This window comes from Streptomyces sp. BA2, from assembly GCF_009769735.1.
Lineage (GTDB): Bacteria > Actinomycetota > Actinomycetes > Streptomycetales > Streptomycetaceae > Streptomyces.
In genome coordinates, this window is sequence record NZ_WSRO01000002.1 from 3,656,471 (window position 1) to 3,682,008 (window position 25,538).

General features: G+C 71.4%; 21 protein-coding genes, 1 tRNA gene and 1 pseudogene. 14 read left to right on the plus strand and 9 right to left on the minus strand.

Annotated features, from left to right (window positions below; genetic code table 11):
- Positions 1–190 precede the first annotated feature (190 nt).
- Both E5671_RS19095 and E5671_RS19100 read right to left on the minus strand, forming a co-directional pair.
- Positions 191–733: a rhomboid family intramembrane serine protease gene (locus tag E5671_RS19095; RefSeq protein WP_237330635.1), complete on the minus strand. Its 543-nt coding sequence runs from the start codon at positions 731–733 to the stop codon at positions 191–193.
- 229 nt (positions 734–962) lie between these two features.
- Positions 963–2,018, minus strand: coding sequence for a LacI family DNA-binding transcriptional regulator (locus E5671_RS19100; protein WP_160505178.1), 1,056 nt, complete (start codon positions 2,016–2,018; stop codon positions 963–965).
- A 333-nt stretch (positions 2,019–2,351) separates the two neighbouring features.
- Here E5671_RS19100 and E5671_RS19105 point away from each other — a divergent pair, with 333 nt between their 5' ends.
- The 4 genes from E5671_RS19105 to E5671_RS19120 all read left to right on the plus strand — a co-directional run bounded on the left by E5671_RS19105 (position 2,352) and on the right by E5671_RS19120 (position 7,122).
- Positions 2,352–3,665: an ABC transporter substrate-binding protein gene (locus E5671_RS19105; protein WP_160505179.1), complete on the plus strand. Its 1,314-nt coding sequence runs from the start codon at positions 2,352–2,354 to the stop codon at positions 3,663–3,665.
- Positions 3,666–3,670: 5 nt separating this feature from the next.
- Positions 3,671–4,675 (plus strand): carbohydrate ABC transporter permease, encoded by a 1,005-nt coding sequence (locus E5671_RS19110; RefSeq protein WP_160505180.1) that lies wholly within the window; start codon positions 3,671–3,673, stop codon positions 4,673–4,675.
- Positions 4,672–5,589, plus strand: coding sequence for a carbohydrate ABC transporter permease (locus tag E5671_RS19115; protein WP_443032654.1), 918 nt, complete (start codon positions 4,672–4,674; stop codon positions 5,587–5,589). Before E5671_RS19110 ends, E5671_RS19115 begins: the two co-directional genes overlap by 4 nt.
- Positions 5,590–5,700: 111 nt before the next feature.
- Positions 5,701–7,122: a GH1 family beta-glucosidase gene (locus E5671_RS19120; protein WP_160505181.1), complete on the plus strand. Its 1,422-nt coding sequence runs from the start codon at positions 5,701–5,703 to the stop codon at positions 7,120–7,122.
- Between the two features lie 88 nt (positions 7,123–7,210).
- Here E5671_RS19120 and E5671_RS19125 read toward each other — a convergent pair.
- The 3 genes and pseudogenes from E5671_RS19125 to E5671_RS19135 all read right to left on the minus strand — a co-directional run.
- Positions 7,211–8,155: pseudogene (locus E5671_RS19125) on the minus strand (chitinase); the annotation flags it as partial.
- A 392-nt stretch (positions 8,156–8,547) separates the two neighbouring features.
- A complete protein-coding gene (locus E5671_RS19130) occupies positions 8,548–9,939 on the minus strand; it encodes an ATP-binding protein (protein ID WP_160505183.1) in 1,392 nt (463 codons plus the stop codon).
- Complete coding sequence (locus E5671_RS19135; protein WP_160505184.1) at positions 9,936–10,625, minus strand: response regulator transcription factor; 690 nt, start codon at positions 10,623–10,625, stop codon at positions 9,936–9,938. Before E5671_RS19135 ends, E5671_RS19130 begins: the two co-directional genes overlap by 4 nt.
- A gap of 78 nt (positions 10,626–10,703) precedes the next feature.
- Between E5671_RS19135 and E5671_RS19140 the strand changes: the two genes are divergently transcribed.
- Positions 10,704–11,234, plus strand: coding sequence for a hypothetical protein (locus E5671_RS19140; RefSeq protein WP_160505185.1), 531 nt, complete (start codon positions 10,704–10,706; stop codon positions 11,232–11,234).
- 9 nt (positions 11,235–11,243) lie between these two features.
- On the opposite strand, the gene E5671_RS19145 is transcribed toward E5671_RS19140, so the two are convergent.
- Both E5671_RS19145 and E5671_RS19150 read right to left on the minus strand, forming a co-directional pair.
- Complete coding sequence (locus E5671_RS19145; RefSeq protein ID WP_160505186.1) at positions 11,244–12,104, minus strand: spermidine synthase; 861 nt, start codon at positions 12,102–12,104, stop codon at positions 11,244–11,246.
- Between the two features lie 66 nt (positions 12,105–12,170).
- Positions 12,171–12,656 carry a hypothetical protein gene (locus E5671_RS19150; RefSeq protein ID WP_160505187.1) on the minus strand — a complete coding sequence of 162 codons (486 nt, stop codon included), beginning with the start codon at positions 12,654–12,656 and terminating at the stop codon, positions 12,171–12,173.
- 265 nt (positions 12,657–12,921) lie between these two features.
- On the opposite strand from E5671_RS19150, the gene E5671_RS19155 reads away from it, so the two are divergent.
- Positions 12,922–14,367, plus strand: coding sequence for a tetratricopeptide repeat protein (locus E5671_RS19155; RefSeq protein ID WP_160505188.1), 1,446 nt, complete (start codon positions 12,922–12,924; stop codon positions 14,365–14,367).
- A gap of 40 nt (positions 14,368–14,407) precedes the next feature.
- Here the strand turns inward: E5671_RS19155 and E5671_RS19160 are convergent, their stop codons facing one another.
- Positions 14,408–15,001 carry a histidine phosphatase family protein gene (locus tag E5671_RS19160; protein ID WP_160505189.1) on the minus strand — a complete coding sequence of 198 codons (594 nt, stop codon included), beginning with the start codon at positions 14,999–15,001 and terminating at the stop codon, positions 14,408–14,410.
- 268 nt (positions 15,002–15,269) lie between these two features.
- Here E5671_RS19160 and E5671_RS19165 point away from each other — a divergent pair, with 268 nt between their 5' ends.
- The 7 genes from E5671_RS19165 to E5671_RS19195 all read left to right on the plus strand — a co-directional run bounded on the left by E5671_RS19165 (position 15,270) and on the right by E5671_RS19195 (position 22,024).
- Positions 15,270–16,277: a phosphatase PAP2 family protein gene (locus E5671_RS19165; protein ID WP_160510281.1), complete on the plus strand. Its 1,008-nt coding sequence runs from the start codon at positions 15,270–15,272 to the stop codon at positions 16,275–16,277.
- A complete protein-coding gene (locus E5671_RS19170; RefSeq protein WP_160510282.1) occupies positions 16,228–17,382 on the plus strand; it encodes a hypothetical protein in 1,155 nt (384 codons plus the stop codon). Before E5671_RS19165 ends, E5671_RS19170 begins: the two co-directional genes overlap by 50 nt.
- Positions 17,383–17,584: 202 nt before the next feature.
- Positions 17,585–19,180 carry a hypothetical protein gene (locus E5671_RS19175; RefSeq protein WP_160505190.1) on the plus strand — a complete coding sequence of 532 codons (1,596 nt, stop codon included), beginning with the start codon at positions 17,585–17,587 and terminating at the stop codon, positions 19,178–19,180.
- On the plus strand, positions 19,177–20,541 hold the full coding sequence (locus tag E5671_RS19180; protein WP_160505191.1) for an AAA domain-containing protein: 1,365 nt from the start codon (positions 19,177–19,179) through the stop codon (positions 20,539–20,541). Before E5671_RS19175 ends, E5671_RS19180 begins: the two co-directional genes overlap by 4 nt.
- A gap of 227 nt (positions 20,542–20,768) precedes the next feature.
- The gene (locus E5671_RS19185) at positions 20,769–21,137 is read left to right on the plus strand and encodes a hypothetical protein (RefSeq protein ID WP_160505192.1); all 369 of its coding nucleotides are present in this window, start codon (positions 20,769–20,771) and stop codon (positions 21,135–21,137) included.
- A 190-nt stretch (positions 21,138–21,327) separates the two neighbouring features.
- Positions 21,328–21,960, plus strand: coding sequence for a bifunctional DNA primase/polymerase (locus tag E5671_RS19190; protein WP_160505193.1), 633 nt, complete (start codon positions 21,328–21,330; stop codon positions 21,958–21,960).
- Positions 21,951–22,024 (plus strand) — tRNA-Lys (locus E5671_RS19195). Before E5671_RS19190 ends, E5671_RS19195 begins: the two co-directional genes overlap by 10 nt.
- Positions 22,025–22,120: 96 nt before the next feature.
- On the opposite strand, the gene E5671_RS19200 is transcribed toward E5671_RS19195, so the two are convergent.
- Entirely contained in the window at positions 22,121–23,398 is a 1,278-nt protein-coding gene (locus tag E5671_RS19200; protein WP_160505194.1) for a M6 family metalloprotease domain-containing protein, read from the minus strand.
- Positions 23,399–23,725: 327 nt separating this feature from the next.
- On the opposite strand from E5671_RS19200, the gene E5671_RS19205 reads away from it, so the two are divergent.
- The gene (locus E5671_RS19205; RefSeq protein ID WP_160505195.1) at positions 23,726–25,531 is read left to right on the plus strand and encodes an EAL domain-containing protein; all 1,806 of its coding nucleotides are present in this window, start codon (positions 23,726–23,728) and stop codon (positions 25,529–25,531) included.
- The last annotated feature ends 7 nt before the right edge of the window (positions 25,532–25,538 follow it).

A 25,538-nucleotide genomic window follows, 5' to 3' on the forward strand; every position in this document is an offset into this window, starting at 1 on the left:
CTCACAAAACAGTCCCCGGAGTCCTCACCGTTGCCATCTACCTCAGTCGTCACTGAGGCTCCGGTAGCGAGGGGCTTCGGGGGCCTGGCCAGAGCCTGCGGGAATCTCTTGCCGGTGAACGTCTCCACCGACGGTGCGGTTCTCCCGGATTTCTGGTGTATTGACCAGTTTCCTCCGCATATACCCCATGTCAAGGGGTCGCGGGAAAGTCCTGTCGGGGCCCGTGCCGGAACAGGAACGCCGCCGCCACTCCGCCGAGCAGGCCGAACAGGTGCCCCTGCCAACTCACCCCCGCTGTCGTCGGCAGCGCGCCCAGGAGGATCGAACCGTACAGCGCGAGGACGAGCACGCCTGTCAGCACGTCCACGGGACGGTGGTTCACGAACCCGCGAACCAGCAGATAGCCGAAGAGGCCGAAGACCACGCCGGACGCCCCGGCCGTCACGGAGTGCGCCGGGGCCGTGAGCCAGACCCCCAGGCCACTGACGAGGATGATCACCGCTACGACCGCGGCGAAGCGGCGTATCCCGGACAGCGCGGCGAGGAAGCCGAGGATGAGCAGCGGCACGCTGTTCGCCAGCAGGTGGTCGAAGCCGAAGTGCAGGAAGGCCGAGGGGATGACATCGCGGAGCTCGCCCAGGTCACGCGGGGAGACACCGAAGGTGTCGAGGGCATGGCCGCTCACCGCGTCGAGCACCTCAAGGAGCCAGAGCAGGGTCAGCCAGGCGAGCATGACGACGCCGGCCGTCTTGGCGCCGCTCCAGCGCTGTTCGGGCGCCGGCCGCGGCGTGGGGTAGGCGGTGCCGAATGGGTCGTACGACATGGGCGCCCCTCGCCTTTGTCCCTTGTCCGGTACGTCCGGTACAACGCCTGGGAGGGGCAGCTGTGTTCCGGGGGTGGCGGGTCGGGGGTGGCGGGTCGGGGGTCGGGGGTCGGGGTAAGACGAAGGGGTCCGTCCGGCCTCAGGACGACGCCCGCTCCACCAGCTCGGTAGGCAGCACCAGTTGGCGGTGCTCCAGGCGGCGGGCGGACGCCGGGCGGTCGTCCGCGATCTCGGCGAGCAGCAGGTCGATCATCGCCCGGCCCATCTCCTCGATCGGCTGGCGCACGCTCGTCAGCGGCGGGTCCATGTGGCGGGCGATCGCCGAGTCGTCGAAGCCGACGAGCGCCACGTCGTCGGGTATCCGGCGCCCGGCCTCGCGCAGGACCTGGCGGGCGCCCGCCGCCATCACGTCGGAACCCGCGAACACCGCGTCCACCTCGGGGCAGGCCGCAAGCAGCTCCGTCATCGCCCGGCGGCCACCCTCCTCCGTGAAGTCGCCCGGCGCGATGAGTCGCTCGTCCACCGGGCGGCCCGCGTCCGAGAGCGCGGCGCGGTAGCCGTCAAGGCGGCGCTGGGCGCCGTAGACGTCCAGGCGGCCGGTGATGGTGGCTATCCGCGTACGGCCGCGTGTCAGGAGGTGCTCGACCGCCGAGTGCGCCCCGGCGAAGTTGTCGGAGTCGACCGAGGGCAGCGCCTCGTCGGCCGACCGGCGGCCGCTGATGACCGCGGGGATCTCCAGCTGGGCAAGGAGGTCCGGCAGCGGGTCGTCGGCGTGGACCGAGACCAGGAGGACACCGTCGACCCGGTGGGCCGCGAGGTACTGGGCGAGGCGCTGCCGCCTGCGGTCGTTCCCGGCGAAGATCAGAAGGAGCTGCATCTCCGTCTCGCTGAGCTCCGCCCCGACTCCGCGCAGGACGTCGGAGAAGTACGGCTCGGCGAAGAAGCGGGTCTCGGGCTCGGGCACGACCAGGGCGATGGCGTCGGTGCGGTTGGCGGCGAGGGCTCGGGCCGCGGTGTTCGGGACGTAACCGAGCTCCGCGACGGCGGCCTCGACGGCCGTCCTGGTCGCCTCGCTCACCCGCGGCGAGCCGTTGATCACCCGGGAGACCGTCCCGCGGCCCACTCCGGCCCTCGCGGCGACCTCTTCCAGGGTCGGTCGCCCGCCACTGCGGCCACGCGCACTGTGAGCTGCCATCGTCCGCCTCCCGTCGCACTTCCCCCGGCGAGGAATGTAGGGAATGTAACAGCCTGATCATCACCGGGCGGATGGGCCGAACGTGCGAGCACCCCGGGGGACGGCGTGACCGCCCTCGTAACAGCCCGATAACTGAAGACATATCTCTATGTCCGGTCCCTTGACACCCCCGCCCCCAGCCACGACTCTTCAACTCATCACTTGTGGGAGCGCTCCCACACTACCTGACACGTACACATCCCGCACGTTCCCCGCCCGAGCCGAAGAGTCAAGCAACGGGGCAAGAAGTGCAGTTGGCCGGGGGGTCGGCACGTCAGGCAACAGGAGGACGCAATGCGCACGAGTTCCCGCCGACCACGACGGCTGGTGGCCTTCGCGGCCGTGACCGCACTGGCCACGGGCCTGCTGGCCGGTTGTTCCAGCGATGACGACAGCGGCTCCGAGGGCGGAGACGGCAAGGTCACGCTCAATGTGGGCACGTTCGGTGTGCTGGGCCTGAAGCAGGCAGGTCTCTACGACGAGTACGAGAAGTCGCACCCGAACATCAAGATCAAAGAGAACGTCATCGAGCGCAACGACGCCTACTACCCGAAGCTGCTCACCCAGCTCCAGTCCGGCGCGGGTGTCAATGACGTCGCCGCCATCGAAGTCAGCAACATCACCGAGGTCGTGCAGACCCAGGGCGCCAAGTTCGAGGACCTGAGCAAGGCCGAGGGCGTGGACAAGTCCACGTACCTCGACTGGAAGTGGAAGCAGGCCACGACCGAGGACGGCAAGACCGTCGGCCTCGGCGTCGACATCGGCCCGACGGCGCTGTGTTACCGCAAGGACCTCTTCAAGAAGGCCGGTCTGCCCACCGACCGCGAGGAGCTCGCCAAGGAGTGGGCCGGCGACTGGGACAAGTACGTCGCGCTCGGCGAGAAGTACATGGACAAGGCCCCCGATGGCACCAAGTTCGTCGACTCCGCCTCCAGTGTCTACAACGCCGTCTTCGCCGGTGCGAAAGAGCGGTACTACGACAAGGGCGGCAAGGAGATCTACCAGGACAGCCAGGGCCGCAAGGACGCCTGGGACGCGGCGATGAAGGTCGCGCGGGGCGACATGTCCTCCAAGCTCAAGCAGTTCGACCCGACGTGGGACCAGGGCTTCGCCAACGCCAAGTTCGCCACCGTGGCCTGCCCCGCGTGGATGGCCGGCTACATCCAGGAGAAGACAGGGCCGGAGGGCAAGGGCCAGTGGGACATGGCCAAGGCGCCCACGGACGGCAACTGGGGCGGCACGTTCCTCGGCGTGCCGAGCGCGGGCAAGCACAAGAAGGAGGCGACCGAGCTCGCCGTCTGGCTGACCCAGCCCGAGCAGCTCGCGAAGGTCTTCGCCAAGCAGGCCAGCTTCCCGTCCACCCCGTCGGCGTACGACACGCTGAAGCCGTCGCCGGCGACCAAGGCGTACTTCAATGACGCGCCCATCACGGAGATCTTCGCCGACATCGCGAAGAACACCCCCGCGGCCGTCTACGGCCTGAAGGACGCCCAGATCGGCCAGTCCATCACGGACATCGGTGTGCTCCAGGTGGAGCAACAGGGCAAGTCTCCGGCGGAGGGCTGGAAGGCCGCTCAGGAGGAGATCAAGGATGTTCTGGGACAGTGACGCGCATGTCCGAGACCGCTGAGTACGCCGAGACCGCGTCCCCCGGTGAGGGGGACGCGGCCCCGGCCGCGTCCGGGAGGCGCACGGCCTCCCCCACGTCCTCGTGGCGCAGCCGCCTGTACCGCTGGGACATAAAGGCGTCGCCGTACGTCTTCGTCGCCCCGTTCTTCCTCTTCTTCGGCGCCTTCGGGCTCTTCCCGCTGCTCTACACGGGCTGGGCATCGCTGCACCGCCTGTCGCTGACCGACCTCGACGGCAGCACCTGGATCGGCCTGGAGAACTACACCAACCTGCTGCAGAGCGACTACTTCTGGAACGCGCTCGGCAACACCTTCACCATCGGCGTCATCTCCACCGTCCCCCAGCTCGCCGTCGCGCTCGGCATCGCCCATCTGCTCAACTACAAGCTGCGCGGCTCCACTCTGTGGCGGGTCGCGATGCTCGCTCCGTACGCCACGTCGGTGGCGAGTGCCTCGCTGGTCTTCACGCTGCTCTTCGCGTGGGACGGCGGCATGGTCAACTGGCTGGCCGGGTCCATCGGCATCGACCCGATCAACTGGCGTGAGTCGTCGTGGGGTTCGCAGTTCGCGGTGTCGTCGATCGTCATCTGGCGGTGGACCGGCTACAACGCGCTGATCTATCTGGCGGCGATGCAGGCCGTGCCGCACGACCTGTACGAGTCGGCCTCGCTGGACGGCGCGTCGCGCTGGCAGCAGTTCCGGCACGTGACCATCCCGATGCTGCGTCCGACGATCCTGTTCACGGTCGTCGTCTCCACCATCGGGGCGACCCAACTCTTCGGTGAGCCACTGCTGTTCGGCGGCACGGCCGGGTCCAAGGGCGGCGCCGACCACCAGTTCCAGACGCTGGGTCTCTATCTGTACGACCAGGGCTGGATCAACGGCCATCTGGGCCGGGCCTCGGCCGTCGCCTGGCTGATGCTCGTGATCCTGCTGCTCATCGCCGCGGTCAATCTGCTGATCGCCCGACGTCTGAGGAAGGCCCAATGAAGTCCGGCACCATGGCCCCCGAGGCCGGGCGCCCCGCGCCCGAGGGCGGACCTCCCGCGCCCAAGGCCGGGCGTCCCCTGGGCCTGAAGGCCGGGCGCACCATGCACGCGGGGCCCGTGACCTACGTCGTCCTCGCGCTGTTCACGGCCGTCTCGCTGGCCCCGCTGATCTGGACGGCGATCGCCGCGTCCCGTACGAGCGGGCGGCTCGCCCAGACCCCGCCGCCCCTGTGGTTCGGCGGGAACCTCTTCAAGAACATGGAGCGGGCCTGGACCGAGGCGAGCCTCGGTGACGCGATGCTCAACACCACGATCGTGGCGGGCAGCATCACCATCGGCACCGTCCTGTTCTCCACGATCGCCGGATTCGCCTTCGCCAAGCTGAAGTTCAAGTTCAGCGGTCTGCTGCTCCTCCTTACGATCGGCACGATGATGGTGCCGCCGCAGCTGAGTGTCGTACCGCTCTATCTGTGGATCGCCGACCTGCAGTGGACCAATCAGCTCCAGGCGGTGATCCTGCCGACGTTCGTGAGCGCCTTCGGTGTGTTCTTCATGCGGCAGTACCTCCTTCAGGCGCTGCCGAGCGAGCTCATCGAGGCGGCGCGGATGGACGGGGCGAGCAGTCTGCGGATCATCTGGCACGTGGTGTTCCCCGCCGCGCGGCCCGCGATGGCGGTGCTCGGGCTGCTTACGTTCGTCATGGCCTGGAACGACTTCCTCTGGCCGATCATCGCGCTGAACCAGTCGAACCCCACCGTGCAGGTGGCGCTCAACTCCCTCGGTACGGGCTACATCCCGGACCGGGCGGTCATCATGGCGGGCGCCCTGCTCGGCACACTGCCGCTGCTCCTGGCGTTCATCCTCTTCGGCAAGCAGATCGTGAGCGGCATCATGCAGGGCGCCGTCAAGGGCTGAGGCCCTTCCCGCCCGCCGCACTGCCGGGTGCCGGGGCCGGGCCGCCGCCTCGGCCCCGGCACCCGCCTCTCTCTTCCCCTGTCCTCTTACCCCACCCATGGGAGCGCTTCCATGCCTGAATCCCTCGCCTTTCCGGCCGATTTCCTCTGGGGTGCCGCCACGTCCGCGTACCAGATCGAGGGCGCCGTACGTGAAGACGGCCGCACCCCCTCCATCTGGGACACCTTCAGTCACACGCCCGGCAGGACGGCCGACGGCGACACCGGTGACGTGGCCGTCGAGCACTACCACCGCTACCGCGACGACGTGGCCCTCATGGCGGACCTCGGTCTGAACGCCTACCGCTTCTCCGTCTCCTGGTCGCGGGTGCAGCCCACCGGGCGCGGCCCCGCCGTCCAGCGCGGGCTCGACTTCTACCGGCGGCTCGTCGACGAACTGCTCGGCAAGGGCATCAAGCCCGCCCTGACCCTCTACCACTGGGACCTGCCACAGGAGTTGGAGGACGCGGGCGGCTGGCCGGCACGGGAGACCGCCTACCGCTTCGCCGAGTACGCGGGTTTCGTCGCCGAAGCCCTCGGCGACCGTGTCGAGTCGTGGATCACGCTCAACGAGCCGTGGTGCAGCGCCTTCCTCGGCTACGGCTCGGGCGTGCACGCCCCCGGCCGCACCGACCCGGCGGCCGCGCTGCAGGCAGCGCACCACCTCAACCTCGCGCACGGCCTGGGCACCCAGGCGCTGCGCGCCGCCCTGCCTGCCCGCGCCCGGGTGGCGGTGAGCCTCAACTCCTCGGTGGTCAGGGCGGTTTCGCAGAGCCCCGCGGACTTGGACGCCCGCCGGCGCATCGACAACCTCGCGAACGGCGTCTTCCACGGCCCGATGCTGCACGGCGCCTACCCCGCGGACCTGCTCACCGACACGGCCCGGGTCACCGACTGGTCCTTCGTGCAGGACGGCGACCTGGCCGCCGCCCACCAGCCGCTGGACGCGCTCGGCCTGAACTACTACACGCCCGCGCTGGTCTCAGCGGCGCACGACGACCCGGGCAACCCCCGCGCCGACGGGCACGGCGCCAGTGAGCACTCCCCGTGGCCCGCGGCCGACGACGTGGCCTTCCACCAGACGCCGGGCGACCGCACCGAGATGGGCTGGACCATCGACCCGACCGGGCTGCACGAGCTGATCATGCGCTACTCCCGGGAGGCGCCAGGCCTCCCGCTGTACGTCACCGAGAACGGCGCGGCCTACGACGACAAGCCGGACCCGGAAGGCCGCGTCCACGACCCGGAGCGCATCGCCTACCTGCACGGCCACTTGGCGGCCGTCCGCCGGGCCATCACGGACGGCGCCGACGTCCGCGGCTACTACCTCTGGTCCCTGATGGACAACTTCGAATGGTCGTACGGCTACGGCAAGCGCTTCGGCGCGGTGTACGTCGACTACGAGACGCAGGCCCGCACCCCGAAGTCCAGCGCCCACTGGTACGCGGGCGTCGCGTCGACCGGTGAGCTGCCGCGCGAGTACGTCGTGGACTGACAGCTCAGGCACGAGGTGGGCGCCCCGACCGGGTGGGGGGATGCCGGTCGGGGCGCCGTGGGGGGTGGTGGTTCAGGGGAGCTCGGAGCTACTTGTAGGCGGCGAACGCCTTCGTGAAGGCGAGCGGCTCCTGCTCGATCGACGAACAGGTCGGCTGCGCGCCGTTGTTGGCGCCGCCCTCACAGGCCTTGTCGCGGGTCGACGACCACATCGCCAGCCAGCCGAGCCCCTTCTCCTCGGCGAACTTCACCAGCTCGGTGGCGTCGTCGACCTTGAATATCTCGGTGGTGACGTCGTTCACGCCGATCATCGGGGTGACCGCGACGGCCTTCCAGGCGGCCTCGTCGGACAGGTCGAGGGCGCCCTTGATCTGCTTCTGCGTGGCGGTCGCCGCGTCGATGGCGTACTTGCCCATGTCACCGCTGTAGGACGGCCCGTAGTCCATCGCCATGATGTTGACGGCGGAGACCTTCACGCCGTTCTTCTTGGCGTCGGCGACGAGGTCGACGCCCGGCTGGGTAAGACCCTCGGGCATGACGGGCAGCGTGAACGAGACGTCCAGGCCCTCGTGTTCCTTCTGGAGCTGCGCGATGGCCTGCGCGCGGCGGGTGTTGGCCGCGGTGTCGGGAAGCGCGGCGCCCTCGATGTCGAAGTCGACCTTCGTCAGCTTGTACTTGTCGATGACCTTGCCGTACGCCTTCGCCAGCTCGTCGGCGCTGCCGCACTTGAGGCCGAGCTCCGAGCCCGCCGCGCCGCCGAAGGACACGCGTACGTCGCCGCCCTTGGCCCGCAGGTCACCGATCTGCGAGGCGACCTTGTCGTCGTCGAGCCCGGTGGTGCCGCCCCAGAGGGGCTCGCAGCTGCCGCCGGAGGTGATGAAAGCGAGGGTGAACTCCTTCACGCCGGTCTTGGTGGCGGTGTCGACGAGGTCGTACGCGGGGGCGAGCGAAGTGTCCACGAACGGGGCGAACTTGGCCTGGGCGGCGGCCTTGGCGGGGGTCTTCTCCGCGGGCGCCTTGGTCGCAAGCGCCGTCCCGGAGAAGAGGAAAGCGCCGCCGCCGACGAGGCCCGCGGCCACGATGCCGCCTATGACCTTGGACTTGGTGCTCACCGTGCGCCGATGCGTGCTGCTCATCACGTGCCTGCCTTAGCTGTGCGGGGGGTGGGGTGCGTCAGCAACTTAGCCCCGCGAGGGCACGGCATTGCGGGCAAAGCGGGCGGCGGCTTGGATCTTAGGGTGGGCTTAAGGGAGCGATCGGGGGTGGTTAACTTCCCGCGCTCCGCGCGGATCTTTCCCGCCCGACCACCCATGACCCCGCGGTGGAAATCTCGGGCGCGGGAAGCCTCCGGTCGGGGCACGGTTGGATGCGGGGTGATCGGGTGGGTGGGCGGGAAAGATCCGCCGCGAAGCGGCGGATCAGGGCGTCAGCGGAGGCTCGGGCTGCGCTTTCGGCGACGTACAGCAGCACCCCGATGCCCACGGCCCCCGGCCACGGGCCGACGCCCGTCCAGCTGAATCCAGATCCGGACCTCCGTGCCGCCCAGCACGGACCGCCCGATACGGACATCACCGCCGGTGGACTCCGCCAGCTGCCGCACGATGTCCAGGCCGAGCCCCGTCGAACCATCGGCCCCCGACCCCGCGCCCCGCGCCAACGCGGCCTCGGGATCGGCGATCCCCGCCCCCGCGTCCGACACCAGGACGATCACCGCGTCCTCGCCACTGTGCACGTCCACCGCGAACGCCGCCCCCTCCCGCGTGTGCCGGAAGACGTTGCCCAGCAACGCGTCCAGGGATGCGACCAGTTCGGGGCGCGCCACCGGTATCCACACCGGCCGCTCCACCCCCGCGACCCGCACCTCGCGCCCCTCGTCCTCAGCGAGCGCCGACCAGAAGGCCATACGGTCCTGGATCACCTCGGAGGCGTCGCAGCCCGCGCCGGGCCCGACCGTGGCGGTCTGCGGCTTGGCGTCGCGGGCGGTGCGGATGATCGTGTCGACCTCGCGCTCCAGCTTCTCCACCGCGATACGGGTCTGCTCGGCCGCAGGGCCGTCACCCAGCGAGGCGGCGTTGAGCCGAAGCACCGTCAGCGGAGTGCGCAGGCGGTGCGACAGGTCCGCCGCCAACTCCCGCTCGTTCGCCAGGAGTTGCACCACCTGGTCCGCCATCGAATTGAACGCCACGGCCGCCAGGCGCAGTTCCGTGGGGCCCTCCTCCTGGACCCTCGCCCCCAGCTTTCCCTCCCCGAGGGACTGCGCCGCGCCCACGAGCCGCTTGGCGGGCTGCACCATGCGTACGCCCAGACGGTCCGCCACCGCCACGGACCCGATGATCAGCGCGACGCCGACGCCCGCGAGCACCAGCCACGCCGTGGTCACGCCGTTGCTGACCGCGCCCTCGGGCACGAAGATCTCGACCACGGCGATCTGCCCGGAGCTCAGCGCCGTCGGCTGGAGCAGCGCGAAGCCGCCCTCGACCGTCGCCGTCCGCGCCCGGCCCTCCTTGCGCGTGGTCTCCACCGCGTGCGTGTCCGCACGCCGGTCGCCGATCTCCAGGGCGGGCGCCTTGTCGATGGGCGGCACGTACACGGCCATGCGGCCCTCGCCGCCCGCCTCGGACGTGGCGACGGCCCGCGTCAGCTGATCGCGGTCGGTGGTGATGGAGAGCGTGGGGCCCATGCCGGCCGCGTGCCGCTCCGCGTTCGAGAAGGCACGGTCCCGCGCCATCTCCTGGATGACAAGGCCGAGCGGCACCGCGAAGGCGACCACGACCATCGTCGTGACGGCCAGGCACACCTTGACGAGTGCCCACCTCACAGCGGTGGCTCCAGCTTGACGCCGACACCCCGCAGCGTGTGCAGATAACGCGGCCTCGCGGCCGTTTCGCCCAACTTCCGCCGCAGCCACGACAGATGTACGTCGATGGTCTGGTCGTCCCCGTAACTCTGCTGCCACACCTCGGCGAGCAGCTCCTTACGGGGTACGACGACGCCGGGGCGCCCGGCGAGAAAGGCCAGCAGGTCGAACTCGCGCCGGGTCAGATCGAGCCGCGCCCCGTCCAGCTCTGCCTGGCGGCGCAGCGGGTCGATGGCGAGCCCCCCGACCCGTAGCTCCCGGCTCGGCGGGTCCTCGCCCGCCGTGACGCGTGAGCGGCGCAGCACGGCGGCCATCCGGGCCGAGAGGTGCTCGACGGAGAACGGCTTGGTCAGGTAGTCGTCGGCGCCGTCGTTCAGGAGCCTGACGATCTCGGTCTCGTCGTCACGCGCGGTGGCGATGATCACGGGGACGTCGGTGATCCCGCGCAGCATCTTCAGCGCTTCGGAACCGTCCAGATCGGGCAGACCGAGGTCCAGGATCACCACGTCGAACCGGAAATGGGCCACCTCGCGCAGCGCCTCAAGGGCAGTGCCGACACTGCGCACGGTGTGCGATGCCTCGGTCAGATGCCGGATGAGAGCGGAGCGTACGAACTGGTCATCCTCGACGACGAGCACACTTGCCATGGGCGGCACCGTACGCCATAGGAGTGAGCACGGTCCTCCTGGGACGCCGACGGGTCCGGTGGTGCAGTATGGCTCGCGATGCGCAGAGGACTCATACACGCAATGGCTTGGTCGCTCGCCACGGGCGCGGCGGTCACGCTCTCCTGGTGGGGTGTCCACACGGTCATGGCGGGCACCGCCTACGACCCGCCGCGTGCCGTTCCGCTCGCGGCCGACGGCGACCGCGCCGAGCCGCTCTCCTCCTCCACGCACCGCCCTGACCCGACGCCGTCCCCCTCACCGTCGAAGTCGAAGAAGCCCTCGAAGACGGCCGAACCCCCCGAGAGCAAGCCGTCGAAGACGAAGACCGGCAAGCCGAGCAGCCCCTCCGCTCCCGCCTCCGCACCCGGCAACGTGAAGAGCTACTCCTCCGAGGGCGGCCGGGTCGTCTTCGACCTCGGCAAGGACTCCGCGACGCTGGTGTCGGCGACCCCGGCGGCGGGCTGGTCGGTGCAGGTGTGGAAGCAGGACACCTGGATCCGGGTGGAATTCACGGCGGGGGCCGACAAGGTCTCGGTGTTCTGCACCTGGCACGACCACGCGCCGTCGGTGGAGATCAACGACTACTGACCGGTCGGTTCAGCGGAACACAGAGGGAGGCGGCGCGGGTGACGCCACCGCGCTCGCGTCCGTGACCGCCGCCGCTCCCCCGCTGAAGTCGATGAGCGCCCTGCCGTGCTCGACCCGTGCCGGATGCGAGTCCCCGGCGCTGCGCCGGGTCAGCTCGGCGACCGGCAGCGGCACGTCCGAGCCGACGAGCACCGCGTTGCCGAAGCGCTTGCCGCGCAGCACGGCCGGGTCGGCGATGAGCGCGAGCTCCGGGAAGAGCGTGGCGGCGGTGGCGAGCTGGCCGCGCAGATGCGCGAGCGGCGGTCCGTCGGCGAGATTGGCCGCGTAGAGACCGCCGGGCTTCAGGACCCTGCGTACGTCACCGAGGAACTCGGCGCTTGTGAGGTGGGCGGGGGTGCGGGCGCCGCTGAAGACGTCGGCGATGACGAGGTCCGCCCAGCCGTCCGCGATCTTCGCGAGGCCTTCGCGGGCGTCGGTGCCGCGCACCCTGACCCGGGCCTGCGGGTCCAACGGCAGTTCGCGGCGGACGAGTTGGATGAGCGCCGTGTCGCGCTCGATGACCTGCTGGGTGGAGCGGGGCCGTGTCGCGGCTATGTAGCGGGCGAGGGTGAAGGCGCCGCCGCCGAGGTGCAGGGCATGGACCGGTTTGCCGGGCGGCGCGACCAGGTCGGCGACGTGGCCGAGCCTGCGCTGGTACTCGAAGTCGAGATACGCGGGGTCGTCGAGGTCGACATGGGACTGCGGGGCGCCGTCCACGAGCAGCGTCCACGCGCGCGGCCTGTCCCGGTCGGGCATCAGCTCGGCGAGCCCACCGTCCACCTTCTCGACGACGGCTTCCGCCTCTTCCCGGGACCGCCTGTTCCTTGCCATCAGACCATTATCGGCGTACGCGGAGTGCGCGGCCCGATGACCTTGCAGAACCGCTTCGCCCAGGGCTCAGCGGCAGTTGTCGGCGGCCTCGATGGTGCGGGCCGCCTGGCCGAGCGCCGCGCGCAGGACGGCGGGGTCGGTGACCGGGTCGGTCTCGCCGGGGGGCAGCAGCCAGCCGGTGCCCGCGACCGGGGGCGGCGGGGGGACGGGCTCCGGCTCGGCGGGCAGGCGCATGCCGCGGCCGAAGGTCTGCGTACACGCGCTGCCCGGCAGGTCCCAGGCGTCGGCGGTGCCGGGCGGGACCAGGAAGCCGAGGGTGTCGCAGCTCCCGTCGTGCAGGACGGGGCCGACGGCGTCGCCCGCCCCGCGGCGCAGGATGTCGACCGCTTCGAGGCCCTGGCGGGCCGGGACGGTGACGAGATCGCAGAAGTCGGGGGGTTCCGGGGGCGGGGCTCCCTGCTGTGGTGGTGCGCTGCGGTCCTGGGTCGGCAGGTGCCGTGCTGTGGTCAGCGACGCCCGCGATTCGCCGTTCTCCACGCCGATCTCCAACAAGGGGACCTCCTCGCAAGGGCGGAAGCCGCGTCGCTCCCTCTCCTCATGGTTCAACGCGGCACGGCGTCAACAGCTACGGCGCAATGCCGCCGCAAAGGATGGCACTTCATGGCAGATCATGGGTGAGATATCCGGTTTGTAGCCAAACTCCGCGTGCCGTCCCCGTCACAGCGGGTACGTTCGTGCTCCGCCGGAACAGGGGCAGCACCGCCGGATCCACAGGATTCGGCGCAATCCGGCACGATCCGTACGAGAGGGTCAGGCCATGGCGTCGTCACCGATGGCATCGTCAACTCCGTCCCCACGACCGAACCTTCATTTCCGGCAGCTGCGCGGACAGCGCTCGCCGGGCGAGTTCGCCGCGTTGATCCGCCGGGCCGCTCGCGACATCGGTGAGCGCGTCAGCTGCGACGCCCGTTACATCGGGCGCGTCGAGGCGGGCGAGATCCGCTGCCCCAACTACGCCTACGAGCGGGTGTTCCTGCACATGTTCCCCGGCCTGACGCTGACGGATCTGGGGTTCGCGTCCCGCTCCGCAGTGCGCGGACGGGGGGCGCGCGCCGAGTCCGAAGCGCCCGCATCACACACCACGATCCAGCTGTATGAGTCTCCCCCGTCCGGGCCGCTGGGCCCCGAACTGAACGAGTGCGACCCGTACGAGATCCAGAGTCACGAGGAGATCGACGTGCGGCGTCGCGCATTCATGAGCGGAACGGCCACCGTGGCCGCCGCCTCTCTGGGGCCCTTCGGACTCGCGGAAGCGAGCCCGGCCGAGGCCACCGCACAGCACGGCGGCCGGGCGGGCGAGGCCGAGGCGAGCGCGGTCGAGGAGGCCGTGCGCAGGATCCGGTTGCTCGACGACCGGCACGGCGCCGACGGCCTGTACCGACGCGCTGCCGCCCCGCTGCGGACCGCCTACGCCCTGCTCGACGCGGGCACCACCCGGCAGCCTGTGGCGGACCGGCTCTACACGGGCGCCGGGGAACTGTCCATCTCCGTGGGCTGGTTGGCGCACGACTCGGGCCGCTTCGACGACGCGCGCTCGCACTACGCCGAGGCTCTCGCGACGGCCCGGATGGCCGGCGATCCGGCCCTGGAGGCGCACGCCTTCTGCAACACGGCCTTCCTGGCACGCGACGCCGGGCGGCCCAGGGAGGCGGTGCGCGCGTCCCAGGCGGCGACGCGGGCGGCCCGGCATCTCTCGTCGCCGCGGCTGCTCTCGCTCCTCGCGCTGCGGGAGGCCGGGGGCTGGGCGGGGCTCGGCGACCGGGCCGGCTGCGAACGGTCACTGACCCGCGCGCACGCCCTCTTCGACCGGGGTCCCACGGACGCCGACCCGGAGTGGATGACCTTCTACGGCCCCGCCGAGCTTGAGGTCCTCGAGGCACAGTGCTGGTCGGCGCTCGGTGACTGGGGGCGGGCCGCCCGGCACGCACGGCGCGCGGCGGGCATCGCGTCGGCGCAGACCCCGCAGTTCACCCGCAACATCGCCCTCTACACCGCGGAGCTCGCCGACGACCTGGCCCGCGCGGGCCGCCCCGACGAGGCGGCGACGGCGGGCATGCGCGTGCTCGGGCTCCTGGACGAGGTGCAGTCGTCGCGCATCCAGTCGATGCTCGCCACGACGGCCCGGGTGCTGCTTCCGCACCGACGGGCCTCGGGGGTGTGCGGCTTCCTGGAGCGGCATGCTTCCTTGCCGCGGGCCGTGTAGACAGCCGTACGCGTCCGGGGCGGCCCTGCGCCCCTGGCGGCTACGCCAGGTGCCCGGTGTCGTTCCACGACTCGATGGCCGGTTCGCCGTAGGCCCAGCCCAGGGTCGAGATCGAGGTCGGGTTGAGGCGGACGCGGGCGGCGAAGTCGACGCCGAGGCCCAGCCAGCGTGCGCCGATGGAGCGCAGGATGTGCCCGTGCGCGAAGACCAGGACATCGCGGTCCGCGCTGCGGGCCCAGGCCACCACCTCGTCCGCGCGCGCGGTGATCTGCTCCAGGGTCTCGCCCCTGGGGACGCCGTCGCGCCAGATGAACCAGCCGGGGCGTACGCCCTGGATGTCGGCCGGGGTCATCCCCTCGTAGGAGCCGTAGTCCCACTCCATGAGCGTGTCCCAGGTGGTGGCACGGTCTCCGAAGCCGGCGATCTCGCAGGTCTCCCGCGCACGCGCGAGGGGGCTGGTGCGCACCTCGGCGTCCGGGAGGCCGTCGAAGGGGGCGCGGTGCAGGCGCTCGCCCAGGAGCTTCGCGCCGACCCGGCCCTCTTCCAGGAGCGGGACGTCCGTCCTGCCGGTGTGCTTCCCGGACAGGGACCACTCCGTCTGTCCGTGTCGGGCCAGCAGGATGCGCGGTGCCATGTCGAGCCTTTCCGAGCCGACAGCCATCGGTAGAGACCATCAGGACCATCAGCTGTCATAGAGCGAATTCTGTGGACAGGCGACTGTCCGTACCCTGCATCATCACTCACGCGCCATGTCGCGATCACTCGTGCCCGCGAGGAGCAACCCGCTCGTCGATCTCTGCGTCTAAGACGACCGGGGACCGCCTCAGCGGGCTTTCGCGTGCGCCGTAAAGTGATGCGGCGGCGAACACCGCATGACCAAAGACAGATGGGGGACCGACCGGATGCCGCAGACCCACGCTCCGGGCACCAGGGGCATAGGCGGGCTCCGGCTTCGCTGGTGGACGGAGCTGCCGCTGATCGTGCTGGTGTACGCCGCGTACTCGGCGGGACGCCTGCTGGTCCGCGGTGACGTGGCCGACGCCGTCGACAACGGCCTGGACATACTCCACGTCGAGAAGCTCCTGAGCCTCAACGCAGAGCACCCGCTGAACCGTCTCTTCACCGACCACTCCTGGATAGGCGTCCCCGCCGACTTCTGGTACGCGTCGCTGCACTACCTGGTGACGCCCGTGGTCCTCGTCTGGCTCTTCCGCAGCCGCGCGGTCCACTACCGCGCCGCACGCGCGTGGCTGATGACCTCCACCATGATCGGCCTGATCGGCTTCACGCTCCTGCCGACCTGCCCGCCCCGCCTGCTGAGCGAGGGGTACGGCTTCGTCGACACCATGGCGCAGTACAGCGACTTCGGCTGGTGGGGCGGCGAGGCGAGTGCGCCGCGCGGGCTCGGCGGCATGACCAACCAGTACGCGGCGATGCCGAGCCTGCACGTGGGGTGGGCGCTGTGGTGCGGGGTCATACTGTGGCGTCACGGCCGTTCGCCGCTGGTCAGGACCGCGGCGGTGGCCTACCCCCTGATCACCACGATCGTCGTGATGGGCACCGCGAACCACTACTTCCTCGACGCGGTCGCGGGCGCCGTGGTGATGGGCGTCGGACTGCTCCTCGTACGGCCGGTGCTGCGGATCGCGGACCGGGTGAAGGCGAGCGTCAAACTCCCGTTCGGTGCCGCGCGACCTTCGTCGGGGACGGTGGCCGGGTCGAGGCCGGTGTCCCTAGCGGGCTCGCCGTCGGCCTCATCCGCCCCAGAGTCCTCAATTGTCAGTGGCGGGTGCCAGACTTCGACGGGTGAGCGAATTCCCCGGCCGCGCAAGCGGCCTGCCGAGCCAGGCGCCGAGCCGAGTGCCCGCCCCGCCGAAGCGGGGGACAGCACTAAGACAGCGGCTCGCTGAGCTGCGCGGCCCCGACGTCCCCGCGTCACCGCTCGACGCCCGCGCGCTCGCGGCCCTCGCCGCGAATCCGGGCTGCCAGAGGCGGGCGCTGCTCGACGGCGCGGGCGTGGACAAGACGACGCTGGCGCGGTCGCTCGGCTCCCCCGCACCCTTCGGTCAGTCGCAGTTCGCGTTCATGCGGGGCAATGCCTTCGAGGCGAAGGTCAAGGCCGACGGCGGCGCGGAGCTGCTGCGTCTGGTGCACGGCAGGACGGGAGGCGGCCCGGAGCCCGTGCCGGGCGAGTCGTCCGTCCCCGACCTCGCCGCGGTGGGGCCCGAAGGCCGCGCGGCCCGCACCTCGCTGGCGCTGCGCGAGGCGACGCCGACGGAGGGCTGGACCCTCCTGGACCACCCCATGCTGGCCCTTGACGTGGCCGGGACGCCCGCCTTCCTCGAACCGGACGCGGTGGTGGTCCATCCCGACGGCAGCTGGACGGTCGTCGAGATCAAGTCCTTCCCGATGATCGACGGTTCGGCGGACGCGGCGAAGGTGGGCGCGGCGGCGCGCCAGGCCGCGGTGTACGCCCTGGCCCTGGAGCGGGTGGCGGCGCACATGGACCCCGCGCCCCACATCCGGCACCACGTGCTCCTGGTCTGCCCCAAGGACTTCTCGAACCTCCCCACCGCGTCGGCGATCGACGTGCGCAAACAAATCTCGGTGACGAGGCGCCAGTTGGCGCGCCTGACCCGCATCGAGGACATCGCGGCAGCACTCCCGGAGGGCACCACCTTCGACGTGAACCGCCCCGCGGCCGAGCTGACGGCGGCGGTCGAGTCGGTCCCCGCGACGTACGCCCCCGAGTGCCTGGCCGCCTGCGAACTGGCCTTCCACTGCCGCGAGCGCTCCCGCGAGGAGGGCGCTGTGACGTCCCTGGGGCGTTCGGTGCGGGGCGAGCTGGGCGGCCTGACGACGGTCGCGGGGGTTCTCTCCGCGGCGACCGGAGCCTCGGGCGACCCTGCGGACCCGGCGGTGGCGGCGCTTCGGCGGGCGGCGGCGCTGCGGGCCGAGGCATTGTCTGGCGCGGGCGCCTCGGGCGGGCATACGGCGGGGGGCACGCCGTGCTGAGCGCCACTGCGACGCGGTCGCCCGGCACGCACCACCGCCGCTCACACCGGCGCCCTGCGGCTGCCGTTCCCTTCACACCCAACCACCCACCGGCCAGCCCTTCAGTAAGCGGATGTCGCCGGGTAATCGGGTGGGCAGGTGGGGAGAATCCGCCGCGAAGCGGCGGGAAAAGAACCCACAACCCGCCGGGAGGGACGGACCGGTGTCACTGATCGACAACCTCGCCCGTCTGGAGGCGGTGGCCACCGGCCGCGCCCAGCCGAGGGCGACCGTGCGCCACCGCCACCTCTCCCAGCGCCCCCTCGTCCTCGTCCCCCTCATCACCGCCGGCGAGGCAGGCGCTCCCCTCGGCGCCCTCGTCGGGACCGAGCGCACCTCGCCCCGCATCCTCGTCGTACCGCAGCCCCGCGACCGCGACCTCCGCTTCACCTTCCTGGCCCAACTCGCGGACACCGTCCTGGAGTACGTCGACTCGTTCACGGACGACGTCGAGGCGGCGGAGCGCAGCGAGACGGACCCGGAGACCGGCAAGCGCGTCAAGGTGGAGGTCGAACTCTGCGCGGACGCACCGCAGTTGATCGTCCCGAGCCGCGCCGGCATCGACTTCGTACGGCTCATCGGCCGCTCCACCCGTTTCCGCCGCACCGCCGAGCAGGACCCGGAGACCCCGTATCCCGCCCCGCCCCGCGTCCCCCTCCTCGGCCGCTGGCTGACCCACTTCGGGGAGCGGGCCCGCGTCCCGGGCTCCTCCCTCCTCGTCGCCATGACCGAGCTGCTCTCCCGGCACTGGGCCACCGGGCAGAGCAGCCTCGAAGACCAGCATCTCGGCGCCCTGCTCGCCTGGATCGAGGCCCCGGAAGGCACATCCGGGGCCGACGCCGCGCTCCGCGCCGAGCTGGCGCGGGACGAAGGCGGCCAGCTGCTCTGTCCGCCCGCGGGCCCCGCCACGGATCCGGCGTTCGACAACCACCTCCTCGCCCCGGCCATCGAGCGCTACGACCGCGCGCGCGGCACCCTCGCCGGTGCCGAGGACGGCATCCAGGCGGACACCCGTCTCGCCGAACTGGCCGCGGCCGAGCGGGAGATCCGTTCCCTGATCGAGAGCAGGACCCGCCCCACCTGGGACGCGGTGTGGCGCGGTCTCGACGCGCTCTGCACGCTCCCGGAGGCACCGCACGCCACCGACCGCTGGACCCGCGACCGCTGGTCGTTCACCGGCCACCGCGACCGCGTCACGGCGGGCGAACCCCCGCAGCCCCGCGTCGACGACGCGGTGACGTCGGCGAACAAGCTGGCCACGCGCGAGCGCGAGCAGGCCAGGCTCGACGCCCAGGAAGCACTCGACGACCCCCTGGTGATGGCGGGCCGCCGGCTCGCGGGCGAGGCCTTCGCGGGCGAGGTGACCGAGGTGGTCATGGCGTACAGCGAGAGCAAGCGCCCGAGCCCCCGCCCCCTGGTCACCGTCCGCACGGACGACCACCCGCACCTGGCCGAGCGCGCGAAGGTGTACCGCTCGCTCCAAGGCAAGCCGCAGACAGCCGAGTTCGTGACGTACGAGGCCGGGGGTGGCGGCGCTTCTGTCGTCCTGCGCATCACCGACAAGATGGGCCGCGGCAAGGAGCCCGAACCCGGCTCCGTGCCGGAGAAGGGCGACCGGATCTGCTGGACGCTCTTCGAGCACGAGCAGCGCGGCGGCCCCAAGCTCCCCGACCCCGAGGCGACTCCCTGGACCCACGGCGGCCCGCCGGGCGACGCCGCCGAGCGCCCTGACCCCGTGACGCCGGAGGACACCCTGTGAGTCCGACCGCCCCCTTCGACCGCGCGTCGTTCGACCCCGGCGCGGCGGCAGGCCGCGCCACGGACGCGATCCTGCACGACACGCTGCACGGCGCGCACCGCGGTGTCGTCGTCGACTCGCCGCCCGGCGCGGGCAAGTCGACCCTCGTGGTCCGCGCGGCCCGCGAACTGGCCGCCGCAGGGCGCCCGTTGATGGTGATCGCGCAGACGAACGCGCAGGTCGACGACCTGGTCCTGCGCCTCGCCGAGAAGGACCCCGAGCTGCCGATCGGCCGTCTGCACAGCAGCGACCCGGACGCGTACGACAAGGCGCTCGACGACCTGCCCTTCGTCCGTACGTCCACGAAGGCCGCCGACCTCGCGGGGCTCGACGTCGTCGTGTCGACCGCGGCGAAGTGGGCGCACGTCGACGTCACCAAGCTCGACGCGCCCTGGCGGCACGCGATCGTGGACGAGGCGTACCAAATGCGCTCGGACGCGCTGCTCGCGGTGGCCGGGCTCTTCGAGCGGGCCCTGTTCGTGGGCGACCCCGGCCAGCTCGACCCGTTCTCGATCGTGGGCGCCGACCAGTGGGCCGGTCTCGCGTACGACCCTTCGGCGAGCGCCGTGACGACCCTGCTCGCGCACAACCCCGAGCTGCCCCAGCACCGCCTGCCGGTGTCCTGGCGGCTCCCGGCGTCGGCGGCCCCGCTGGTCTCGGCCGCGTTCTATCCGTACACGCCCTTCCGCAGCGGCACGGACCACGGCGACAGGCGGCTCGACTTCGGTGTGCCGTCCGACGGCTCGGGCCCGGACCGGGTGATCGACGAGGCGGCGGAGTCGGGCTGGGGCCTGCTCGAACTGCCCGCGCGGAACACGCCGCGCACCGACCCCGAGGCCGTACGCGCGGTGGCCCAGGTCGTCCGGCGCCTCCTCGACCGCGGCGGCGCGGCCACGTCGGAGCGCGGCCCGGACCCCACTCCCCTGACGGCCGACCGGATCGCCGTCGGCACCGCCCACCGCGACCAGGCGGCGGCGGTGCGGGCGATCCTCGCGGACATGGGCGTAAGGGACGTCACGGTGGATACGGCCAACCGGCTCCAGGGCCGCGAGTTCGACGTGACGGTGGTCCTGCACCCGCTCTCCGGCCGCCCGGACGCCACCGCGTTCCACCTGGAGACGGGCCGCCTCTGCGTCCTGGCGTCCCGCCACCGCCACGCGTGCATCGTGATCTGCCGAGCGGGCGTCAGCGAACTCCTCGACGACCACCCGTCGACGGAACCGGTCCAGCTGGGAGTCACGGTGAAGTTCCCAGATGGCTGGGAAGCGAACCACGCAGTGCTCGCCCGCCTCGCCGAGCACCGGGTGGAATGGCGCCCGTGAACCCGCGGGCACACCACCCCAAACGCCGGACGGAGTCCGGCACGCCGCCGGAGGCGGCCAAGAGAAACAGCCCAGATGGCTGGGAAGCGAACCACGCAGTGCTCGCCCGCCTCGCCGAGCACCGGGTGGAATGGCGCCCCTAGACCGCCAGGCACCCGGCCCCCTTGCGCGGCAAGGGAGAATGGAAGACGGCCCCACGGCCGGAAACCGTACGAGGAGGAAGAACCATGGCGGAGCCCGAGCGGAGCCGGACCGAGCGGCGTCTACGACCCGCGCCCCTGCTCTTCGAGCCCGCGGAAGCCGTCGCCGACCCGGAGCACTTCTTCGACCTGGAGTCGATGGAGGACCCCCGGGAGCTCCTGGCCCGCGCCACCGAGCTGACCCACGCCTTCCGTGCCGCCACGGACCGTTCGGTCGAGTTCCAGGCGATCGCGGCGGCCCAGCTAGCCGACCCCCGGCGCTTCGACCGGCTGACGCCCGCCGCGATCGCCGAGCGCGCGCAGTGGACCGAGGACTACGCGAAGAAGATGGTCGAGTTCGGGCGGGATCTCCTGCGCGGGGCCGGTGCGAGTGGCGGCGGCGGCCCGGAGGCCTGAGAGCGGTGAGAGCGCCGGAAGTGGCCCTGAACGGCCCTGAACGGGGCCCTGAACACGGCCCTGAACGACCGATAAGAGAAGATCACGGGGCATATGCCACGAGGGCAAGGTACTCCCTCCCACCCATCGTTGTCCCGATTTCTGGCAACTCTCAGAAATGGAACCCTCACTACCGGTAGATGTAGTCGCCATGAGCCCCACGCGCCTTCACCCGGATCCCGCCCCCGCCGACGTCCAGGACATCTCCGACGTCACCACCGAGGGAGCCGCCTGGCTCGCCTCTGCGGAAACGTATCCGCGCAGCACCCTCGCCCACTGGCGCAGTCGCCCCACCGCCCCCGCCGTCCTCCCCTGCGGCTCCGTCTTCGACGTGGTGAGCGTCCCCGCGGTCTTCGGCCGGCGGATGCTCGACCGCTTATGGGAGGAAGGCCCCGGCTCGGGCCCCGTAGCCGCGCACCGCGGCCGCATGCTGCTCTTCGCCGCCCCCGGGACCGCTCAGCGACTGCCCTCGCTCCTCGAGTGGGAGGAATGGGGCCGGGCCGTGCCGGGCGTCCTCTGCCACGGCATGGGGGACGCCGTGACGGTGCCGCCGATCACCGCGGGGAAGCGGGACGCCTCGCCCTCCGGCCGCCTCGAAGGGCACCTCGAATCGCGCTGGCTGGTGGCCCCCGATGCCCGGCACCCCTGGCTTCCCGGGCCCGAGGTAGCGCTCTGGGCCTGCGTCCGCGCGGCCCGCGCGGCGGCCGGCTCCACGGTCCGTATATCGATTTTTCCTGGCGGCGATCAGGGTGCTAAGGTCTACGACGTCAGCAGGCGCCGCTAGCTCAGTTGGTTAGAGCAGCTGACTCTTAATCAGCGGGTCCGGGGTTCGAGTCCCTGGCGGCGCACAGACAGAAAGAAGCCCCTCGCGCAAGCGGGGGGCTTCTTTCATGCTCGGCCACATGCCGTGGACTTCTTTCACGCTCGGCCGCATGCCGTGGACCTCAGCCCACCGCCACCTTCACCGTCCACGCCCCCGAAGCCGTCCGCCCCTCGACCTCGACGCGCACGTCCTCGTCCGGCACCGTGAAGCTCTCCCCCTCCCCCACCGGCGCGTCCGCGAGCGGCGGATACACCGAGTCGCCCCAGCACGCCTCCGAGTCCGGGTGGGCGTCGAGGACCTCGACCGGGCCACCTCCGGACGGCGCCTCATTGCGTACGCGATAGACGAGCACCCCCTCGCTGCACGTCTCCCGGTCGTTGCCCTCCGCGCCGCGCGCCTCGAAGGCGATCGCGCTGCCGTGGCCCGTGCGCACGACCGCCAGCTTGGTGCCGCCGACGCCCCCGCGCGCCGGCCGCGTCGACAGCGGCTCCAGGGTCAGCCGCCGCCCCTCGCCGTCCACACACGCCACCTGCCGCTGGTCCAGCCAGCCGAGCTTCCACTTGTGCCAGCCGAAGAGGTCGGGGGAGAGCCCGAACTGGCTGCCCATGACGTCCCAGTCGCCGACGTGCGTGTCCCAGTCGCCCTTGCCGTCCGTCGGCCGGTGGTAGAGGTCGGGCAGGTCGAAGACGTGGCCGGTCTCGTGGGCGAGGACGTTGCGGTCCGGCGGATGCCGCTCGAAGACGGTGACGATGCGCTTGATCTCCGCGCCGTCGGCCCGCATCGGCCGGTCGAAGTTGACGACCTTCGTCGCGTCCGAGTTGACCCCGGGCGCGTCCGGGTCGGCGACGAAGTAGACGACGTCGTACCGCGAGAAGTCGACGTGCGGATCGGTGGCGGCCACAGCGTCCCGAAGGTAGGCGCTGCGCCGCGAAGCGTTCCAGTCGCGCTGTATGGCGTACGAGGTGGAGTCGTCCGGCATCTCGACCCACTCGCGCCGCGGGTGCGGGCGTAGGGCGAACCTGCCGTAGGAGGCACGGTCGAAGAACTGGCTGGTGGCGGGGAAGTAGTCGGCCGCCAGTTCCTCGGGGGCGGTCCGGGGCGGGGAGTCGGGGAAGGAGAGGAAGACCATCACCGCGTCGAGGGCCCTGTCGGGGCGCGGATAGGCGCCGTTCCAGGTGTCCAGGCCCTCCGAGTGATGTGCCGGGGTGCGCTGGAGCGCGCAGGGGACCGAGGTCTGGGCGATCGCGGGGCCCGCGACGAGCCCCGTGGCGGCGAGTGCGGTCAGGGACGTAAGGGCGGCGGCCGTGCTGCGCAACCGGGGTCTCTCCCCTCCACGGGTGAGTCCCCAGGGGGGTAGCTGACGCGGCACGTCCACCTCCGGATGCGGATTACGGGGCATCCCACCCACCCTGTGACGCTTTCGGGAAATACGCCCTGTTTGTCTGAGCCAGCCGGGTGACGCGCCACTCCCGGAGTGCTCACGGAACGTCACAAGTTGTCGCCGGGCAGATTGAGGCGTAAAGGAAGCAGTAAGCGGGCGAGCAGAAACGATCTACCGCCTGGTGGGTGCCACATCCGTACCGGGCATGCGCCTGTCCTATGCCCTGCGTGCCCGCCACGCGGCGCCGCTCCGTGGCTGGATGCGCCCTCGGGCCAGCCCCTATGATCGGCACACTTTCCTGCGCGGGCCCGGCCTCGCCGAACAACTGCACTGCGGGAGCAAGTGGTGAACGGAACGTCTGAAGGCCAAGCGCCCACAGCGGTCACAGCACCCGACCTCGCCAGGGCGCCCACTACGGAGCGTCGCCATCCGGGGCAGCGGCCCGACCACCGAGCCGCATTCGCCGCCGCCCCTCTCGCCCTCGGCGTCGTGGACGGCGAGGGCCTCGTCGTCGATGCCAACGACGCGCTCGCCGAGCTGCTCGGCGCGACCCCGGACGAGCTCGCGGGACGTCTCGCCGCCGATCTGGTGGACCTGGCGTCGGACGCACGCACCTGGCACGCGTACCGCGAGGTGCTCCGCGGCCGGCAGGCGAAGCTGCGCTGCACCCGGCGCCTGAAACACCCCGACGGGCACTCGCTGTGGGTCCAGGTCACCGTCTCGCCGATGCCCGGCGGACGCACGGTGCTGCTCGCCGCCACCGACATCAGCGCACGCCGCGAGCTCCAGGCCCGGCTGCGGCATCTGCAGATGCACGACCCCGTGACCCGGCTCCCCAACCGCAGCCTGTTCTTCGAACGCCTCGCCGCCGCGCTCGAAGCGGGTGCGTACGACGACACGGGCACCGGACGGATCGGGCTCTGCTATCTGGACCTCGACGGGTTCAAGGCGGTCAACGACACCCTCGGCCACCGGGTCGGCGACCGGCTGCTCGCGGCCGTCGCGGAGCGGCTCACGCGGTGCGCCGACGAGGCCGGGCACGGCAGGACCGCGGCGCCGCTGGTCGCGCGGCTCGGCGGCGACGAGTTCGCGCTGCTCGTGGAGGACTCGACGGGCACGGACCAGCTGGCCGACCTCGCCGACGCGGCGCTCAAGGCGCTGCAGGACCCCTTCGACCTGTCGGGCCAGCGGCTCTCCGTCTCGGCGTCGATCGGCGTGGTGGAGCGGCGCGCGGCAGGGACGACGACGACCTGCCTGATGCAGGCGGCCGACACGACGCTGTACTGGGCGAAGTCGGACGGCAAGGCACGCTGGACGCTCTTCGACCCTGAGCGCAACGCCCACCGCATGACCCGCCAGACGCTGTCGAGTTCGCTGCGCCCGGCCGTCGAGCGAGGCGAATTCCTCCTGGACTACCAGCCGTTGGTGCGCCTTGAGGACGGCGGAGTGCGCGGGGTCGAGGCACTGGTGCGGTGGCAGCATCCGCGCTTCGGCCTGCTTACGCCGAATCGGTTCATCGGATTGGCGGAGGAGGACGGTTCGATCGTGCAGCTGGGCCGCTGGGTGCTGCGGACGGCGTGCCGCCAGGCCCGGCAGTGGCAGCTGGACCACCCGGAGCGGCCGCCGGTCTTCGTGAGCGTCAACGTCGCGGTGCGCCAGGTGTGGGACTCGGACCTGGTGGCCGACGTCGCGGAGATCCTCGCCGAGACCGGACTCTCCCCCGAACTGCTCCAGTTGGAGCTCACCGAGTCGGCGGTGATGGGCTCGGCGGGCCGGCCGCTGCAGGCACTCCAGTCGCTCAGCGACATGGGGGTGCGGATCGCCATCGACGACTTCGGCACGGGGTACTCGAACCTCGCGTACCTGAGCCGGCTACCGGTCTCCGTCCTCAAACTGGACGGCTCCTTCGTACGCGGCTTCCAGTACGACGCGGAAGCGGGCGAGGCACACATCAACCCCGCCGACGAGGTCATCGTCGAAGCCCTGGTGCAACTCGCGCACCGGCTCGGCCTGACCGTCACCGCCGAGTGCGTGGAGACCACGTCCCAGGCGGCGCGGCTGCGGCGGATCGGGTGCGACACCGGGCAGGGGTGGCTGTACTCCCGCCCGGTGGCGCCGGATCGTATCTCCGCTCTGCTCGCGGCCGGTTGAGCCGCTT

Coding starts and splice junctions, on each gene's coding strand:
- E5671_RS19135 (WP_160505184.1), bottom strand. CDS start 10,625: ATGGCAAGTGTGCTCGTCGTCGAGGATGACCAGTTCGTACGCTCCGCT.
- E5671_RS19120 (WP_160505181.1), top strand. CDS start 5,701: ATGCCTGAATCCCTCGCCTTTCCGGCCGATTTCCTCTGGGGTGCCGCC.
- E5671_RS19145 (WP_160505186.1), bottom strand. CDS start 12,104: ATGGCAAGGAACAGGCGGTCCCGGGAAGAGGCGGAAGCCGTCGTCGAG.
- E5671_RS19105 (WP_160505179.1), top strand. CDS start 2,352: ATGCGCACGAGTTCCCGCCGACCACGACGGCTGGTGGCCTTCGCGGCC.
- E5671_RS19165 (WP_160510281.1), top strand. CDS start 15,270: ATGCCGCAGACCCACGCTCCGGGCACCAGGGGCATAGGCGGGCTCCGG.
- E5671_RS19190 (WP_160505193.1), top strand. CDS start 21,328: ATGAGCCCCACGCGCCTTCACCCGGATCCCGCCCCCGCCGACGTCCAG.
- E5671_RS19140 (WP_160505185.1), top strand. CDS start 10,704: ATGCGCAGAGGACTCATACACGCAATGGCTTGGTCGCTCGCCACGGGC.
- E5671_RS19110 (WP_160505180.1), top strand. CDS start 3,671: ATGTCCGAGACCGCTGAGTACGCCGAGACCGCGTCCCCCGGTGAGGGG.
- E5671_RS19100 (WP_160505178.1), bottom strand. CDS start 2,018: ATGGCAGCTCACAGTGCGCGTGGCCGCAGTGGCGGGCGACCGACCCTG.
- E5671_RS19200 (WP_160505194.1), bottom strand. CDS start 23,398: ATGCCCCGTAATCCGCATCCGGAGGTGGACGTGCCGCGTCAGCTACCC.
- E5671_RS19185 (WP_160505192.1), top strand. CDS start 20,769: ATGGCGGAGCCCGAGCGGAGCCGGACCGAGCGGCGTCTACGACCCGCG.
- E5671_RS19160 (WP_160505189.1), bottom strand. CDS start 15,001: ATGGCACCGCGCATCCTGCTGGCCCGACACGGACAGACGGAGTGGTCC.
- E5671_RS19115 (WP_443032654.1), top strand. CDS start 4,672: ATGAAGTCCGGCACCATGGCCCCCGAGGCCGGGCGCCCCGCGCCCGAG.
- E5671_RS19095 (WP_237330635.1), bottom strand. CDS start 733: ATGCTCGCCTGGCTGACCCTGCTCTGGCTCCTTGAGGTGCTCGACGCG.
- E5671_RS19155 (WP_160505188.1), top strand. CDS start 12,922: ATGGCGTCGTCACCGATGGCATCGTCAACTCCGTCCCCACGACCGAAC.